The organism is Nocardioides oceani (genome assembly GCF_030412965.1).
GTDB classification, from domain to species: domain Bacteria; phylum Actinomycetota; class Actinomycetes; order Propionibacteriales; family Nocardioidaceae; genus Nocardioides; species Nocardioides oceani.
The window spans coordinates 1-16,922 of the sequence record NZ_JAUHJQ010000023.1 but is presented as its reverse complement, the minus strand read 5'-3'; the positions used below and the strand labels follow the sequence as shown (position 1 = coordinate 16,922).

Annotated in this window: 14 protein-coding genes and 1 rRNA gene; 14 read left to right on the top strand and 1 reads right to left on the bottom strand. The window is 74.2% G+C overall.

Annotation, left to right across the window (positions count from 1 at the left end; translation table 11 throughout):
• The first annotated feature begins 1 nt into the window (after position 1).
• Positions 2-118 (top strand): 5S ribosomal RNA (rrf, locus tag QWY28_RS22660).
• Between the two features lie 188 nt (positions 119-306).
• Complete coding sequence (locus QWY28_RS22655; RefSeq protein WP_300955192.1) at positions 307-684, top strand: single-stranded DNA-binding protein; 378 nt, start codon at positions 307-309, stop codon at positions 682-684.
• Here the strand turns inward: QWY28_RS22655 and QWY28_RS22650 are convergent.
• On the bottom strand, positions 659-1,783 hold the full coding sequence (locus QWY28_RS22650) for a DUF1015 family protein (RefSeq protein ID WP_300955191.1): 1,125 nt from the start codon (positions 1,781-1,783) through the stop codon (positions 659-661). The two genes, QWY28_RS22655 and QWY28_RS22650, sit on opposite strands and share 26 nt — an antisense overlap.
• Positions 1,784-1,830: 47 nt before the next feature.
• Between QWY28_RS22650 and QWY28_RS22645 the strand changes: the two genes are divergently transcribed.
• From QWY28_RS22645 to QWY28_RS22590, 12 genes are all read left to right on the top strand, one after another.
• On the top strand, positions 1,831-2,868 hold the full coding sequence (locus tag QWY28_RS22645) for an HAD-IIA family hydrolase (protein ID WP_300955190.1): 1,038 nt from the start codon (positions 1,831-1,833) through the stop codon (positions 2,866-2,868).
• A gap of 10 nt (positions 2,869-2,878) precedes the next feature.
• Positions 2,879-3,103, top strand: coding sequence for a hypothetical protein (locus tag QWY28_RS22640; protein ID WP_300955189.1), 225 nt, complete (start codon positions 2,879-2,881; stop codon positions 3,101-3,103).
• A 6-nt stretch (positions 3,104-3,109) separates the two neighbouring features.
• On the top strand, positions 3,110-3,949 hold the full coding sequence (locus QWY28_RS22635) for a TlyA family RNA methyltransferase (RefSeq protein ID WP_300955188.1): 840 nt from the start codon (positions 3,110-3,112) through the stop codon (positions 3,947-3,949).
• The gene (locus QWY28_RS22630; RefSeq protein WP_300955187.1) at positions 3,946-4,890 is read left to right on the top strand and encodes an NAD kinase; all 945 of its coding nucleotides are present in this window, start codon (positions 3,946-3,948) and stop codon (positions 4,888-4,890) included. Before QWY28_RS22635 ends, QWY28_RS22630 begins: the two co-directional genes overlap by 4 nt.
• 1 nt (position 4,891) lies before the next feature.
• A complete protein-coding gene (gene recN, locus QWY28_RS22625; protein WP_300955186.1) occupies positions 4,892-6,652 on the top strand; it encodes a DNA repair protein RecN in 1,761 nt (586 codons plus the stop codon).
• A 138-nt stretch (positions 6,653-6,790) separates the two neighbouring features.
• Entirely contained in the window at positions 6,791-7,972 is a 1,182-nt protein-coding gene (gene steA, locus QWY28_RS22620; protein ID WP_300955185.1) for a putative cytokinetic ring protein SteA, read from the top strand.
• A complete protein-coding gene (locus QWY28_RS22615; protein ID WP_300955184.1) occupies positions 7,969-8,862 on the top strand; it encodes a copper transporter in 894 nt (297 codons plus the stop codon). Before steA ends, QWY28_RS22615 begins: the two co-directional genes overlap by 4 nt.
• 31 nt (positions 8,863-8,893) lie before the next feature.
• On the top strand, positions 8,894-10,591 hold the full coding sequence (pyrG, locus tag QWY28_RS22610; RefSeq protein WP_300955183.1) for a CTP synthase: 1,698 nt from the start codon (positions 8,894-8,896) through the stop codon (positions 10,589-10,591).
• 569 nt (positions 10,592-11,160) lie between these two features.
• Positions 11,161-11,778: an NUDIX domain-containing protein gene (locus QWY28_RS22605; protein WP_300955182.1), complete on the top strand. Its 618-nt coding sequence runs from the start codon at positions 11,161-11,163 to the stop codon at positions 11,776-11,778.
• Between the two features lie 85 nt (positions 11,779-11,863).
• Positions 11,864-12,979 (top strand): alanine dehydrogenase, encoded by a 1,116-nt coding sequence (gene ald / locus QWY28_RS22600; protein ID WP_300955181.1) that lies wholly within the window; start codon positions 11,864-11,866, stop codon positions 12,977-12,979.
• Entirely contained in the window at positions 12,976-13,947 is a 972-nt protein-coding gene (locus QWY28_RS22595; RefSeq protein ID WP_300955193.1) for a site-specific tyrosine recombinase XerD, read from the top strand. Before ald ends, QWY28_RS22595 begins: the two co-directional genes overlap by 4 nt.
• Entirely contained in the window at positions 13,947-16,541 is a 2,595-nt protein-coding gene (locus QWY28_RS22590) for a DEAD/DEAH box helicase (protein ID WP_300955180.1), read from the top strand. Before QWY28_RS22595 ends, QWY28_RS22590 begins: the two co-directional genes overlap by 1 nt.
• Positions 16,542-16,922 lie beyond the last annotated feature (381 nt).

Below are 16,922 nucleotides of genomic sequence, written 5' to 3'. Positions count from 1 at the left end.
TTACGGCGGCCATAGCGAAAGGGAAACACCCGGTCCCATCCCGAACCCGGAAGTTAAGCCTTTCAGCGCCGATGGTACTGCAACCGCGAGGTTGTGGGAGAGTAGGACGCCGCCGGACATATCATTAGCAAGCAGGGCCATCCCGTCACCGGGATGGCCCTGCTTCGCATTTCAGGACATCTCCGTCGGCCGTGCGCCAGATGTCGTCCACAAGAACGCCTCGGCAGCGCTCGTCCACACCGCTCGCGCGTCGGCGGTCCGCCGTGTCGGTCCCCCCGGGGAGCGTGGTGGGCGGAGGTGATGCGGATGTCCGCACGCGCGAAGGAGAAGGTCCCGGCCCCCGACGGCCGGGTCAAGCACGTCAACGAGGTCCGGCTGGTCGGCCGGGTCTCGCAGGCGCCCGAGGAGAGGGTGCTGCCCAGCGGTGACGCCCTCTGGACGTTCCGGTTGGCGGTGACCAGGGCGGGCGACCAGGTCAGGTCGAAGCAGACGGTCGATGCCCTCGACTGCGCGGTGTGGGCAGCCCGGCCCCGGCGGACGATCGGCTCGTGGCGGGTCGGTGACGTGGTCGAGGTGACGGGGGCGGTCCGCCGACGGTTCTTCCGGGCCGGTGGAGGGGCGGCGTCGCGCACCGAGGTCGAGGTGCGGGCCGCCAGGCTCATCCGTCGGTCAGGGACCGGATGAGCACTCCGAGGCTCGGCTTGGGCTGGAAGGACGTCGCCTTCTGGGGGAGGAGGCGTCCGGCGGCCACGATGCCCAGGACGCTGTCCACCGGCGGTGCCGGCACGAGGACGGCCGTCCCGACCTGGGGCCCTGCCTCGGCCAGGGCGTCCTCGGCGGAGTGGAGGTAGCCGATGCGGTGAGGGCCACGCGCCAACGCAGGCACGAGCTCCTCGTGCAGCGCCTCGACCGCCAGCCGCCCGGACCGCGGCGGGATCTGGAGCGCAGCCCATTGTTCGCGGTCGGTGGCGACGAGGGTGTCCGGGCCGAGCGCCTCGACGGCCGCGGTGTGGGTCAGCTCGCTGAACGGGATCCCGACCGTCTCGGCAGCGGCCCGGACGTCCTCGAACCGGCTCCCGGTCAGCACGCGGTGGATCGCGCCGAGGAAGAGCGGGGTGTCGTCCTGGTCGACCAGCATCGCCAGCCCGCGGTCGCAGGCCGTTCCCGGGTCACGCCGCTGGAGCCGGAGGTAGGCGCTGTAGCGGTGGTGGCCGTCCGCGATCAAGGCCCGGGTGCCGGCGAGCTGGGCGGTCAGCGCGTCGACCCGCGCGGGCGCACGGACGGCCCACAGCCGGTGCTGCTGCTGGGCGCGGTCGGTGAAGTCGTGGAGCGGCGGCTCGGAGCGGACGGCGCGCAGGAGCTCGCGGGTCTCCTCTCGACCGTGGTGCACCAGCAGGATCGGCGCCGGGTTCAGCTGCATCTGGCTCATCCGGTCCGCGAGCTCGTCGGCCTGCGCGGGGTGGATGCCCTCGTGGGGGAAGACCGCGCCGTCCGCGGCGGTGGCCGCCCGGCGGGAGACGTCGAGGGCCCCGACCAGCCCCCGGACGGTGATCCCGCCCGCGGTGTACTCGTGCAGGTAGACCGCCGGCCGCACGTCGCGGGTCAGCTGTCCTCCGGCCTCCCAGCGTCGGATCCGGTCGGGCACCGAGCGGTACGGGCGGGCGAGGACCCGGGCGGACGCCGGGTCGCCGACCCGGCGCGGCGCCAGGGTGATGGCGCGGAACGGCGCCAGCGCGAAGGGCCCGGCGACGTACGGCGGGGTCACCACGGCGCTGGAGTCCATCGAGGCATCGTAGGGTGCCTGCGCGACGAAGCGGTGAGGAGGCAAGCGTGGTGCTCGGGAGCTGTCCCACCGGCCTGGTCGAGGCCTACGACCTGGCCATGCTCGACCTCGACGGGGTGGTGTACGTCGGGGGCGAGGCGGTGCCGGGCGCCCCGGGCCACCTCGAGCAGGCACGCGACCGTGGCCTGCGGCTCGCCTTCATCACCAACAACGCCTCCCGCACGCCCGCGACGGTCGCCGAGCACCTGACCAGCCTCGGGGTGGCGGCCGGCGCGGACGACGTGGTGACCTCGGCCCAGGCGGCCGCCCGCGTGCTCGCCGACCGGCTGCCCGCGGGCGCGCCGGTCGTCCTGCTGGGCGCCGCCGGGCTCGAGGAGGCGGTGCGCTCGGCCGGGCTCACACCGGTCGGCGTCGAGGACGAGGCCGAGGCGCTGGTGACCGGCTACGGGCCGGACGTGCTCTGGCGCGACATCATGCGCGCGGCGGTGCGCGTCCGCGACGGCCTGTGGTGGGTTGCGTCGAACACCGACCTCAGCATCCCGACGCCGTACGGCACCGCCCCCGGGCACGGCGTCCTCGTGGAGACCGTCCAGCGGTTCACCGGCGTGACGCCGGTGGTGGCCGGCAAGCCGCAGCGGCCGCTGCTCGACGAGACCGTCCGGCGCGTCGGCGGGGCGCGCCCGCTGATGGTGGGTGACCGGCTCGACACCGACATCGCCGGCGCCCACGAGGCCGGGATCGACTCGCTGCTGGTGCTCACGGGAGTGACCGGCCTGCCCGAGCTCGTGGCTGCGCGGCCCGAGGAGCGCCCGACGTACCTGGCCCCCGACCTCGCCGGCCTGCTCGACCCGCACCCCGAGGTCGTCGTGGAGGACGGGACCGGGCAGGGGAGCGCCGGGGGATCCGCCGAGGTCGGCGGGTGGAGCGCACGCGTGGAGTCGGGGACGGTGCAGGTCGACGGCTCGGGGGCCGTCGCCGACTGGTGGCGCGTCGTGGCCGCCGTCTCCTGGCGCCACCTGGACGCCACCGGGGAGCCGGTCGACGGCGCGGGGCTGCGAGCGCCGGACGCGGACACCGGCAGGTAGCCTCGCCCGCATGAGCGAGCAGGCCGACCTCTCCGCCGAGGGCACCCGCCCCGCCGCGCCCGTGCGCACCGGTGTCGAGCACGTGGACCGGGTCGTCGCCGCGGTCGAGGAGCTGGACCACCGGCCGCTCGAGGAGCACGTCGCCGTCTTTGAGGCCGCCCACGAGGGGCTCCGGCGCGCGCTCGACGCCGATCCCGGTGCCGCTGCGTCGGCGCCCTCCGCCGACCCCGCCTGACCGGCCGTGCCTCCCCGTCGTCTCCGGCTCGACGCCGAGCTCGTCCGGCGCGGCCTGGCCAGGTCGCGCGAGCACGCCAGCGAGCTGATCGCCGCCGGCAGGGTGACCGTCCAGGGCGCGCGGGCGACCAAGCCCGCGACCGGGGTGACCACCGACCTCGCCATCGTCGTGGCCAGCGACCCCGACCGACCGGACTACGTCTCGCGCGGCGGTCACAAGCTCGCCGGTGCGCTCGACGCCTTCGAGCCGCTCGGCCTCGCGGTCGCGGGGCGCCGCTGCCTCGACGCCGGCGCGTCGACCGGCGGGTTCACCGACGTGCTGCTGCGGCGGGATGCCGCTGAGGTGGTGGCGGTCGACGTGGGGTACGGACAGCTGGCCTGGCGGTTGCAGCAGGACGAGCGGGTGGTCGTCCACGACCGCACGAACGTCCGCGAGCTGACCCCCGAGCTGGTCGGCGGTCCGGTCGACCTCGTCGTCGGCGACCTGTCGTTCATCTCGCTCGCGCTGGTGCTGGACGCGCTGCTCGCGGTCGTCGCCGAGGACGGCGATCTGGTGCCGATGGTCAAGCCGCAGTTCGAGGTCGGCAAGGACCGGGTCGGCAAGGGCGGCGTCGTCCGCGACCCGGGCCTGCGGGCAGAGGCGGTGCTGGGCGTCGCCGACGCGGCCGCGCGGCGGGGCTGGGGAGCGCGGGCGGTGACGGTCAGCCCGCTCCCGGGCCCCTCGGGCAACGTGGAGTTCTTCCTGTGGCTGCGCCGCGGCCCGGCGACCGTGACGGCCGAGGATGTCCACAGCGTCGTGCGCGGCGGTCCGCCGTCGTCGGTGCCGGGTGAGAAGGTTGAGCAGTGACCACGACCGAGCCGGCCCCGCGCCGCGTCCTCATGCTCGCCCACACCGGGCGCGAGGAGGCGCGCGAGGTGGCGCTGGCGTTCTGCAAGGCGCTGAGCGCCAGCGGGATCGTGGTTCGTCTGCTCGCCGACGAGGCGGCCGACCTGGCGATCGACCCCGCGGCGTACTCCCCGGCCATCGAGGTCGCCCGGGACGAGGACGGCGCGGCCCGCGACTGCGAGCTCGCGGTCGTGATCGGCGGGGACGGCACGATCCTGCGGGCGGCGGAGATCACCTACCACAGCCGGACGCCGGTGCTCGGCGTCAACCTGGGCCACGTCGGCTTCCTCGCGGAGGCCGAGGTCGACGACGTGCAGTCGACGATCGACGCGGTGGTCGACCGGCGGTACGTCGCCGAGGACCGGATGACCCTCGACGTCCGCGTCTTCCGTGACGGCGAGCTCGTAACCAGCACGTTCGCGGTCAACGACGCGAGCGTGGAGAAGGCCGCCCGCGAGCGGATGCTCGAGGTGGTGGTCGAGGTCGACGGCCGGCCGCTGTCGCGGTGGGGCTGCGACGGCGTGGTGTGCGCGACGCCGACCGGCTCCACGGCGTACAACTTCAGCGCGGGCGGACCGGTCGTGTGGCCCGGCGTCGAGGCGCTGCTCATGGTCCCGATCAGCGCGCACGCACTCTTCGCGCGGCCCCTGGTGGTCGCACCGACCTCGGTGCTCGCGGTCGAGGTGCTCGCGCGCACCGAGGGTGCCGGGGTGCTGTGGTGCGACGGACGACGCACGGTGGACCTGCCGCCGGGCGCCCGGATCGAGGTGCGGCGGGGCACGCAGCCGGTGCGGCTGGTGCGGCTGCACGACTCGCCGTTCACCGACCGGCTGGTGGCCAAGTTCGGGCTGCCGGTCGAGGGCTGGCGGGGCCAGGCGGAACGACGACGACGGGAGGCGTGAGGTGCTGGAGGAGATCCGGATCGGTTCGCTCGGTGTCATCGACTCCTCGACCCTCGAGCTCGGCCCCGGCCTGACCGTGATCACCGGCGAGACCGGTGCCGGCAAGACGATGATCGTGACCGCGCTCGGGCTGCTGCTCGGCGGCCGGGCCGACAGCGGCGCGGTGCGCTCGGGCGCCCGGTCCGCGCGGGTGGAGGGCGTCGTCGACGCTCGGTCGCTGGCGGCGTTCGCCGCCGCGGTGGAGGAGTCCGGCGGGACGGTCGAGGACGACCGGGTCGTGCTCGCCCGGAACGTCTCGGCGGAGGGCCGCTCCCGGGCGTACGTCGGCGGCGCCTCGGTGCCCGTCTCGTCCCTCGCGTCGCTGGCCGAGCCGCTCGTCGCGGTGCACGGCCAGTCCGACCAGCACCGCCTGCTGCAGCCGCGCGCCCAGCGCGAGGCGCTCGACCGGTTCGGCGGCGCCGTCGTGGCCGGCCTGCTGGAGCGGTACCGCGACGTGCACCGCCGGCTGGCCGGCGTCGAGCGGGAGCTCGACGAGGTGGTCACGACCGCCCGCGACCGCGCGCGGGAGGCCGACCTGCTGCGCTTCGGCCTCGAGGAGGTCGAGCAGGTCGCACCCGAGCCGGGGGAGGACGAGACCCTCGCCGCGGAGGAGACCCGCCTGGGCTTCTCCGACACCCTGCGCACAGCTGCGGAGGTCGCCCGCGAGGCGCTCTCCAGCGAGCACGGGTCGCCCGACGCGCTGGGCACGGCGTCCGCCGCGCGGTCCGCGCTGGAGGGGGTGCGGGAGCACGACGCCGAGGCCGGCGAGCTGGCCGACCGCCTCGCCGAGGTCACCTACCTGCTCTCCGACGTCGCCGCGGACGTCGCGTCGTACGCCACCCGGATCGAGACAGACCCGAACCGGCTGGCCACCGTCTCGGAGCGTCGCGCGGCGCTGACCGCGCTGACCCGCAAGTACGGCGAGACCATCGACGAGGTGCTCGCGTGGGCGGAGACCTCGTCGCGTCGGCTGCTCGAGCTCGACGGCACCGACGAGCGGATCGAGGAGCTGCGTGCCGGGCGGGAGGCGCTCCGCGCCGAGCTGGGCGGGCTGGCCGGCGAGCTGAGCGCGGCCCGGACGGAGGCCGCGGGCCGCCTGGCCGAGGAGGTCACCGCGGAGCTGGGGCTGCTGGCGATGCCGCACGCGCGGGTGAGCGTCGAGGTGCGGCAGACCGAGCTCGACCCGGCCGCCGCGTCGGGCGGTGGCGCCCCCGCCCCGTTGCCCGTGGGGGACCGGCACCTGCGCTACGGCTCGTCGGGCGTCGACGAGGTCGAGCTGCTCCTCGCCGCCAACACCGGCTCCGACCCGCGCCCGCTGCACAAGGGAGCCTCGGGCGGCGAGCTGTCCCGGGTGATGCTGGCGCTGGAGGTGGCGCTGTCGGGCACCAGCCCGGTCCCGACGTTCGTCTTCGACGAGGTCGACGCCGGCGTCGGCGGGACGGCCGCGGTCGAGATCGGCCGCCGGCTCGCGCGGCTCGCGCAGTCGGCGCAGGTCCTCGTCGTCACCCACCTGCCGCAGGTCGCGGCGTTCGCCGACCGGCACGTCGTGGTCGAGAAGTCCAGCGACGGGACGGTGACGAGCTCGGGCCTGACCGTGCTTGACGACGCCGCCCGGGAGCGTGAGCTCTCCCGGATGCTCGCCGGCATGACCGAGAGCGACACCGCGCTCGCCCACGCGCGCGAGCTCCTGGAGGCTGCCGCCTCCGCCCGCGCCCTGACCTGAGCACTGGGCCGAGCACTGGGCCGAGAGCTGGACTGAGCGCTGGGCCGGGTCCGGTCGGGGTGACCTGCCCCACGCCGACGCGCCCGGCGGGGAGTGGTCCGGCGTCGCGGTGCCTGCGTTTGTGACCATGGGGCGGCCATGAGACTCAGCACCCGCCAGCAGCACCACGTCCTGCCCGGGGTGTCGGGGACCGCGCGCGTCGAGCGCCGCACCCGGGTCCTGCTGCCCCGCCTGCAGGCAGGCGACATCGCCGTCCTCGACCACCCCGCTCTCGACCGTGCCACCGCCCAGCGCCTCGTCGACGCGGGCGTGGCGGCGGTCGTGAACGCCTCACCGATGGTGTCGGGCCGCTACCCGAACCTGGGTCCCGAGGTGCTGCTCCGCGCCGGGATACCCATGCTCGACGGGATCGGTGCCGCCGCGCTCCCCGCGGTCCGCGACGGGTCCCGGGTGCGGCTGCACGCCGGGGCGGTCCTCGAGGACTGTGACGCGGGCGGGCGCCAGCTCGCCTCGGGGCGTGAGGTCGACGCCGACACGCTGGCCGAGGACCTCGCGCGGGCACGAGGCGGCCTGGCCACGCAGCTCGAGACGTTCACCCACAACAGCACCGCGTTCCTGGGGCGGGAGCAGGACCTCCTCCTCAACGGGGTGGGCGTGCCCGTGCCCTCGACGAGGATCGCCGGCCGCACCGTCGTCGTGGTCGCCGACGGCCCCGACGTGGCCGGCGAGCTCGACCGCCTCCGCCCCTACCTGCGCGAGCAGGAGCCGGTCGTGGTCGCCGTCGGCCGGAGCGCCGACGCGGTCTGCGAGCGCGGGCGCCGGGTCGACGTCGTGGTCGTCGACGCCGCCGACCCCGACGCCGTCCCTAGCGCCCGCACGCTCAAGGGCGCGCGCGACGTCGTCGTCCGCAGCGGGCGCGGCACCGGGGGCGGGGAGACGGTCGAGTCCCTCGAGCGCCTCGGCGTCCGACCGCTCCGCATCGAGACCGACGCCACGGCCGAGGACGCCGCCCTCGTCGTCGCCGACGCCGCCGAGGCGGCGCTGGTCATCGGGGTGGGGATGGACGCCAGCCTGGAGGAGTTCCTCGACCGCGAGCGCTCCGGGCTCGCCAGCACCTACCTGACCCGGCTCAAGCTCGGCGCCCGGCTGGTCGACGCCGCGGCCGTTCCCCACCTGTACTCCGGCCGCGTCCGGCCCCACCACCTCCTGCTGGTCATGCTCGCCGGCCTGGTCGCCCTCGCCGCGGCCGTCGGCGTCACGCCGGTCGGCCAGGAGTGGGCCGACCAGCTCTCCGACACCCTCCGAGGACTGCTCCCGTGATCACCTACCGCCACCACGTCGTCTCGCTCGTCGCCGTCTTCCTCGCCCTCGCGGTCGGGGTCGTCCTGGGCGGCGGACCGCTGAGCGAGCTGGGCCGCGACGAGGACCAGCAGGCACCCGCCCGGGCGGTGACCCAGCAGGCGCGGCTCGCGGCGGGGTACGGCGACACCTTCGCCGCCGCGGCCGCCGAGCAGCTGTACGACGGCCGGCTGGCCGGTCGTCCGGTCGCGGTCCTCGCGATGCCCGGCGCCGACGACAGCACCGTCGCGGGGCTGACCGAGCAGGTGGAGCTCGCGGGCGGGTCGGTCACCGGCCGCTACGACGTGCAGCCGGCGCTGCTGGCCGCCTCGGAGAAGGCGCTGGTCGACACGCTGGGCAGCCAGCTGGCGGCCGACCTCGGCGCGGGCGTGGTCGACGCCGGCGCGGCGACGTACGCCCGGATGGGGCAGCTGGTCGGCGTGGCCCTGGCCACCACCGGCGACGAGGCGAGCGAGGCCACCGACGAGACCCGCACGGTGCGGCAGAGCCTGGCCGGCGCCGAGCTGGTCGTCTCGCCCGACGGCGACGTCGCCCGTGCTCCCGCGATCGTGGTGGTGCTGGGCCAGGACGAGCCGACCCCCGCGGTGCTGGCCGTGCTCGACGGCGTCCTCAGCGGTGCGGCCGAGACCTCCAGCGGCGTCGTGGTGACCGGCACGACCGACCAGGCGCGCAGCGGCGGCCTGCTCGCCGCGCTGCGCCGCGAGCCGGTCGCCGACGTGGTCGCGACCGTCGACGGCACCGAGTCGACGCTCGGCCAGGTGACCGCCGTGCTGGCGGTCCTCCGCCGGCTCGCGGGCGAGGGCGGCGCCTTCGGGGCTTCCGGTGCCGACGGCGCCGTGCCGTTGGGCTGACCCGCCCGATCCTGGGATAGCATGGAGTCCCGTGAAGAACCCGACGCCCACCAAGCACGTATTCGTGACCGGAGGCGTCGCCTCCTCGCTGGGCAAGGGTCTGACGGCCTCCAGCCTCGGTCGCCTCCTGCGCTCGCGCGGCCTGCGCGTCACGATGCAGAAGCTCGACCCGTACCTCAACGTCGACCCCGGCACGATGAACCCGTTCCAGCACGGTGAGGTCTTCGTGACCAACGACGGGGCCGAGACGGACCTGGACATCGGTCACTACGAGCGGTTCCTCGACACCGACCTCAACCAGATCGCCAACGTCACCACGGGGCAGGTCTACTCCAGCGTCATCGCCAAGGAGCGCCGCGGCGACTACCTCGGTGACACGGTGCAGGTCATCCCGCACATCACCAACGAGATCAAGGACCGCATCCGCGCCATGGCCGGTGAGGGCGACGACGCCGTCGACGTGGTCATCACCGAGGTGGGCGGCACCGTCGGCGACATCGAGTCGCTGCCGTTCCTCGAGGCCGCGCGCCAGGTCCGCCACGACGTGGGCCGCGACAACTGCTTCTTCATCCACGTCTCGCTCGTGCCCTACATCGGCCCGTCCGGCGAGCTGAAGACCAAGCCCACCCAGCACTCGGTCGCCGCGCTGCGCCAGGTCGGCATCCAGCCCGACGCGGTCGTGTGCCGCGCCGACCGCGAGCTGCCCGAGGGGATCAAGAAGAAGATCGCGCTGATGTGCGACGTCGACGAGGAGGCGGTCATCACCTGCGCCGACGCCCCGTCGATCTACGACATCCCCAAGGTGCTGCACCGCGAGGGCCTCGACGCCTACCTCGTCCGCCGCCTCGACCTGCCCTTCCGCGACGTCGACTGGACCGCCTGGGACGACCTGCTGCGCCGCGTCCACCACCCGCGCGAGGAGGTCACCGTCGCGCTCGTCGGCAAGTACGTCGACCTGCCGGACGCCTACCTGTCGGTCGCCGAGGCGCTGCGGGCCGGTGGCTTCGCCCACGAGGCCAAGGTGCACCTGCGCTGGGTGCCGTCCGACGAGTGCCAGACCCCCGCGGGCCAGCAGCGGCACCTCAGCGACGTCGACGCGATCTGCGTGCCCGGCGGCTTCGGCATCCGCGGCCTGGAGGGCAAGATCGGCGCGCTGGCCTACGCCCGGACCCACGGCATCCCGACGCTCGGGCTGTGCCTGGGGCTGCAGTGCATGGTCATCGAGTACTCCCGCAACGTCGCCGGTCTCGGCAAGGCCGACTCCACCGAGTTCGACCCGGCCACCGCCGAGCCGGTCATCGCGACGATGGCCGAGCAGAAGGAGTACGTCGAGGGCGCCGGCGACCTGGGCGGCACCATGCGGCTCGGGCTCTACCCCGCGGCGCTGGCCGAGGGGTCGATCGTCCGCGAGGTCTACGGCGCGCCGGTGATCGAGGAGCGGCACCGCCACCGGTACGAGGTCAACAACGCCTACCGCCGGCAGCTCGCCGAGGCCGGGCTGGTCTTCTCGGGCACCAACCCCGAGCACGACCTCGTCGAGTTCGTCGAGCTGCCGCGGGAGGTCCACTCGTACTACGTCGCCACCCAGGCGCACCCCGAGCTGCGGTCGCGGCCGACCCGGCCGCACCCGCTCTTCGCCGGGCTGGTCGGCGCGGCGATCGAGCGGCAGCGCGAGCTGCGGTTCCCCATCGACGTGGACGCCCCGACCGAGGCGCCCGCCGAGGCCTGACCCGGGCACCCGCCGCTGGTTGAGCAGCGAAGGCCGCCAGGACCACCGCTGGTTGAGCAGCGAGCGCCAGCGAGCGTGTCGAAACCCCGTGAGCCGAGCTGCGGCCCCTGGGAAGCCGCGCCTGAGGCGTAGCGCTGGTTGAGCAGCGAGCGCCAGCGAGCGTGTCGAGACCCCGTGAGCCGAGCGGCGGCCTCTGGGAAGCCGCGCCTGCGGCGTAGCGCTGGTTGAGCAGCGAGCGCCAGCGAGCGGGTCGAAACCCCGTGAGCCGAGCGGCGGCCTCTGGGAAGCCGCGCCCGCGGCGTAGCGCTGGTTGAGCAGCGAGCGCCAGCGAGCGTGTCGAGACCCCGTGAGCCGAGCGGCGGCCTCTGGGAAGCCGCGCCTGCGGCGTAGCGCTGGTTGAGCAGCGAGCGCCAGCGAGCGTGTCGAAACCCCGTGAGCCGAGCGGCGGCCTCTGGGAAGCCGCGCCTGAGGCGGGCGGGGTGGTGGCTCCCGCGGCGGGGCCCCCGGCGCGGCGGCGGCCGGGGGAGAGCGTGGACCGCGATCGACGCGGGCTTGGGTACCGTCGCGGCATGGCGACGCACGACATGGAGGACCGCCCGGAGAGCTGGCCCGTGACGGACTCGGCCCACCTGACCGACACGGGGTGGGTGGTCGACCTGCGGAAGGACCTCGTCAGCCGGCCGGGCGGGGACGGGGAGGAGCCGTTCGCGCGGATCGTGCTGGAGCACCCCGGGGCGGTGATCGTGCTGGCGGTCGACGACGGGGACCGGGTGCTGTGCCTCTCGCAGTACCGCCACGCCGCCGGGCGCCGGTTCGTCGAGCTGCCGGCCGGGCTGCTCGACGGCCCCGCGGAGGAGGAGCCGCTCGACGTGGCGCGCCGGGAGCTGCGCGAGGAGGCGCTGCTCGAGGCGGAGGACTGGACCCACCTGGCCACGACGTGGTCCTCGCCGGGCATCTCGGCCGAGGTGATGCACCTGTTCCTGGCGCGGGGGCTGCGGACGGTCGACCGCGGCGACTTCGTGCTGCGGCACGAGGAGGCCGACATGGAGACGTTCTGGGTGCCGTACGACGAGCTGCGCACCGCCGTCCTCGACGGCCGCGTGGGCGACGGGCCGCTGGTGCAGGCGGTGCTCCTGGCCGCCGCGAACGGGTTGGTGGGACACGGCGGGGCCGACACGTCGACGTGACCTGTGTGACACCTCCGAGCGGTAGTGTCGCGACGTCGCCACAACGAGGTGGCGACGTACCCACGCGAGACAGGAACCCACGCCCGTGAAGGTCGGTGTACCCCAGGAAGTCAAGGACCACGAGTACCGCGTCGCCATCACCCCGGTCGGCGTGCACGAGCTGGTCGCGCACGGCCACGAGGTGCTCGTCCAGGCCGGCGCGGGCGTCGGGTCCTCGATCCCGGACGAGGAGTACGCCGCCGCCGGCGCGCGCATCGTCGGGGACGCCGACGAGACGTGGGGCGCCGCGGACCTGGTGCTCAAGGTCAAGGAGCCGGTCGCGGAGGAGTACCACCGCCTGCGGGACGGCCTGACCCTCTTCACCTACCTCCACCTGGCCGCGGACAAGCCGCTGACCGAGGAGCTCGTGTCCCGCCGGGTGACCGCGATCGCCTACGAGACCGTGCAGCTGCCCTCGGGTGGCCTGCCGCTGCTCTACCCGATGTCGGAGGTCGCCGGCTGCCTGGCGCCGCAGGTCGGTGCCTACTCGCTGCTCAAGGCCGAGGGTGGCCGCGGCGTCCTGCTCGGCGGTGTCGGCGGGGTCGCCAACGCCAAGGTGGTCGTCATCGGCGCCGGCGTCGCCGGCCAGAACGCGGCCAACATCGCGCTCGGCATGGGCGCCGACGTCACCCTGCTCGACACCGACCTGGACAAGCTGCGGATGTCGTTCTGGCGCTACAACAACCGCGTGCACGGCCTGGCCTCCTCGCGGCTCGCGATCGAGCAGCAGGTGACCGAGGCCGACCTGGTGATCGGCGCGGTGCTGATCCCGGGCGCGGCCGCGCCGAAGCTGGTCTCCAACGACCTCGTCGCCCAGATGAAGCCCGGCTCGGTGCTCGTCGACATCGCGGTCGACCAGGGCGGCTGCTTCGAGGACACTCGGCCCACGACGCACTCGGACCCGACGTACCAGGTCCACGACTCGATCTTCTACTGCGTCGCGAACATGCCCGGCGCCGTCCCGAACACCTCGACCTACGCGCTCACCAACGCCACCCTGCCGTACGTCGTCGCGCTGGCCGACAAGGGCTGGCAGCAGGCGTGCCGTGACGACCGGTCGCTGGCGCTCGGCCTCAACACGCACGCCGGTCGGCTCACCAACTCCCCCGTCGGCGCGGCCGTCGGCATGGACGCGACGGCCCTCGACGAGGTGCTGGCCTGAGCACCCAGCAGTCGACCGGGCAATCCACCGTCGCTCGGGCGGTCCGCACCTACCTCGACCACCTGGCGGTCGAGCGCGGACTGGCCGCGAACACGCTGTCGTCCTACCGGCGCGACCTGCGCCGCTACCTCGGCCACCTCGACCAGGTCGGCGTGAGCGACCTGGCCGAGGTCACCGAGGCGACCGTCGCGGAGTTCCTGGCGCGGCTGCGGGAGGGCGACGCGGACCACCCGCCGCTGAGCTCGACGTCCGCGGCGCGGACCGTGGTGGCGGTGCGTGGGTTCCACCGGTTCGCGGTGGCCGACGGGCTGGCCCAGGTCGACCCGGCGAGCGCGGTGAAGCCGCCGACGCCGGCCAAGCGCCTGCCCAAGGCGCTGCCGTTGGCGGACGTCGAGGCGATCCTCGAGGCGGCCGGGGCCCCGGGCACGGCGCTCGCGCTGCGCGACCGGGCGCTGCTCGAGGTGCTCTACGGCACCGGCGCCCGGATCTCCGAGGCGGTCGGGCTCGACGTGGACGACCTCGCCCCGCCGGTGGAGGAGGAGCTCGCCGGCACCGTGCTGCTGCGGGGCAAGGGCGGCAAGGAGCGGCTGGTGCCCGTGGGGTCCTACGCCCGCGAGGCGGTCGACGCCTACCTCGTCCGCGGCCGCCCGGAGCTCGCTTCCGTGGCGACCGGGACCGGCAACGGCGGCGCACTCTTCCTCAACGCGCGCGGCGGCCGGCTCTCGCGCCAGTCCGCCTGGGCGGTGCTGGTCAAGGCCGCCGAGCGGGCCGGCGTCACCGCGGACGTCTCGCCCCACACGCTGCGCCACTCCTTCGCCACGCACCTGCTCGACGGCGGCGCCGACGTGCGCGTCGTGCAGGAGCTGCTGGGGCACGCGTCGGTGACCACCACCCAGGTCTACACACTGGTCACCGTGGACAACCTGCGTGAGGTCTTCGCGACCGCCCATCCCCGAGCCCGCGACTGATGGCCTCCTTCGCCGTACCGACGACCGACGACCCCGACGAGGTCTACGACGCCCTGACCGGGTGGGTGGAGACCCGGGGGCTCGCGATGTACCCGCACCAGGACGAGGCGGTCATCGAGCTCCTCGGCGGCAGCAACGTCGTCCTGGCCACCCCGACCGGCTCGGGGAAGTCGCTGGTCGCCCTCGGCGCACACGCCGCCGCGCTCGCCACCGACCGGGTCAGCTTCTACACCGCGCCCATCAAGGCGCTGGTCAGCGAGAAGTTCTTCGCGCTCTGCGAGGTCTTCGGCGCCGACGACGTCGGCATGCTCACCGGCGACGCCGCGGTCAACCCCGACGCCCCGATCATCTGCTGCACCGCCGAGGTGCTCGCCAACATCGCGCTGCGCGAGGGCTCCCGCGCCGACGTCGGGCTCGTGGTCATGGACGAGTTCCACTACTACGCCGACCCGCAGCGCGGCTGGGCCTGGCAGGTGCCGCTGCTGGAGCTGCCGCAGGCGCAGTTCCTGCTCATGTCCGCCACGCTCGGCGACGTCTCCGGGCTCGCCGCGGACCTGACCCGCCGGAACGGGCGCGAGACCGCCGTGGTCGACCAGGCCGAGCGGCCCGTGCCGCTGCACTTCAGCTGGTCGCTGACCCCGATGGCCGAGCAGCTCGAGGAGCTGGTCACCACCGGCCAGGCGCCGGTCTACGTCGTGCACTTCACCCAGGCGGCGGCCGTCGAGCACGCCACCTCGCTGCTGGCGGCCAAGAAGATCGAGAGCGCCGACAAGGACGCGCTCGCCGAGCGGCTCGCCGGCTTCCGGTTCGGGGCGGGCTTCGGCAAGACCCTCGCGAAGATGCTCAAGCGGGGGATCGGCGTCCACCACGCCGGCATGCTGCCGCGCTACCGACGGCTGGTCGAGCAGCTGGCCCAGGCCGGCCTGCTCACGGTCATCTGCGGCACCGACACCCTCGGCGTCGGCATCAACGTCCCGATCCGGACCGTGCTGTTCACCGGGCTGGCGAAGTTCGACGGCACCCGCCAGCGGGTCCTGCGGTCCCGGGAGTTCCTGCAGATCGCCGGCCGGGCGGGCCGCGCCGGCTACGACACGGTCGGCTACGTCGTGGTCCAGGCCCCCGAGCACGTCATCGAGAACGAGAAGGCCAAGGCCAAGGCCGAGGCCAAGAACGCCGCGATGAGCGAGGAGAAGCGCGCCAAGCGCAAGTCCAAGGCACAGCTGAGGAAGGCGCCCGAGGGCGCGGTGGTGTGGACCGAGCAGACCTACGAGAAGCTCGTGGCCGGCGTCCCCGAGCCGTTGACCAGCCGGATGAAGGTCGACAACGCGATGCTCCTCAACGTCCTGGCGCGCGAGGAGGACGCCTTCGCGGTCCTGCGCCGGCTGCTCCAGGACAACCACGAGGACCGGCGCAGCCAGCTGCGGCTCAGCCGGCGCGCGCTCCGCCTGGCGCGCAGCCTGGTCCGCTCCGGGGTGGTCACGCGCCTGGACGAGCCCGACGAGCACGGCCGGCGCTACGTGCTGACCGTCGACCTGCCGCCGGACTTCGCCCTCAACCAGCCGCTCGCGCACTTCGCGCTGGCCGCGCTGGAGGTGCTCGACCCGGAGGCCGAGGAGCACACCCTCGACATCGTCTCCGTCGTGGAGGCGGTGCTCGAGGCGCCGCGGCAGATTCTCTTCGCCCAGCAGCACGCCGCGCGCGGCGAGGCGGTCGCCGAGATGAAGGCGGACGGCCTGGAGTACGACGAGCGGATGGCGCTGCTGGAGGACATCACCTGGCCCCAGCCCCTGCGCGAGCTCCTCGAGGCGACGTACGAGCTCTACCGCGAGGGCCACCCGTGGCTGCCGCCGGTCGAGCAGAGCGAGTCGCTGGCGCCGAAGTCGATCGTGCGCGAGATGTACGAGCAGGGGATGACGTTCACCGACTTCGTCTCCCGCTACCAGCTCGCCCGCTCCGAGGGGCTGGTGCTGCGCTACCTCACCGACGCCTACCGGACCTTCCGGCAGACCGTCCCGGACAGCCACCGCACCCCCGAGCTCGAGGACCTCGTCGAGTGGCTGGGGGAGACCGTGCGGCAGACGGACTCCTCGCTGCTCGACGAGTGGGAGGCGCTCAGCGACCCCGGCCACGTCCGTCGGGACGTGGCCGAGCACGCCCCGCCGCCCCCGCCGCGACCGATCTCCAAGCAGGACCGCGCGTTCCGGGTGATGATCCGCAACGCGATGTGGCGCCGCGTCGACCTGGTCGCCCGCGACGACCTGGACGGACTGATGGCCATGGAGCGCGCCGACGCCGACCGCACCGACCCGCCGGCCGAGGTCGTGATGACCCGCTCCGCGTGGGACGAGGCGATCGAGGCGTACTACGCCGAGCACGACACCGTCCTCACCGACGCCGACGCGCGCGGGCCGGACCTGCTCGAGGTCGCGCCGGGGGAGTCCTCCGAGGGTCGGACGTGGACCGTCCGGCAGACCCTCCACGACCCCGAGGGCCACCACGACTGGGTCGTCGACGCCGTCGTCGACCTCGACGCCTCCGACGAGGCCGGCGAGCTCGTGCTGCAGACGCGCGCATTCCACCGGCTCGGGGGCTGACCGAGAGGTGCCCGGCGCCGATGCCCGTTGGTCGAGCAGGGAGGCGCCCCAGCGCGGCTGCCCGTTGGTTGAGCAGGGAGGCGCCCTAGCGCGGATGCCCGTTGGTTGAGCAGGGAGGCGCCTCAGCGCCGACCGTGTCGAAACCCGGTGAGGGGTGCAGGGCGGCGACCACGGTCACCGGGTTTCGACGACGGCTCGCTGGCAGGTGCCTGGCTCCTCCGTTGGTTGAGCAGGGAGGCGCCCTAGCGCCGACCGTGTCGAAATGAGGTTCCCCCCGGACCGTAGAGGCATCGACAATGAGGATCGAGATGCCAGAGAAGCGGAAGAAGTACGACCGGGAGTTCCGTGAGGGAGCTGTCCGGATCGTCGAAGAGACCAACA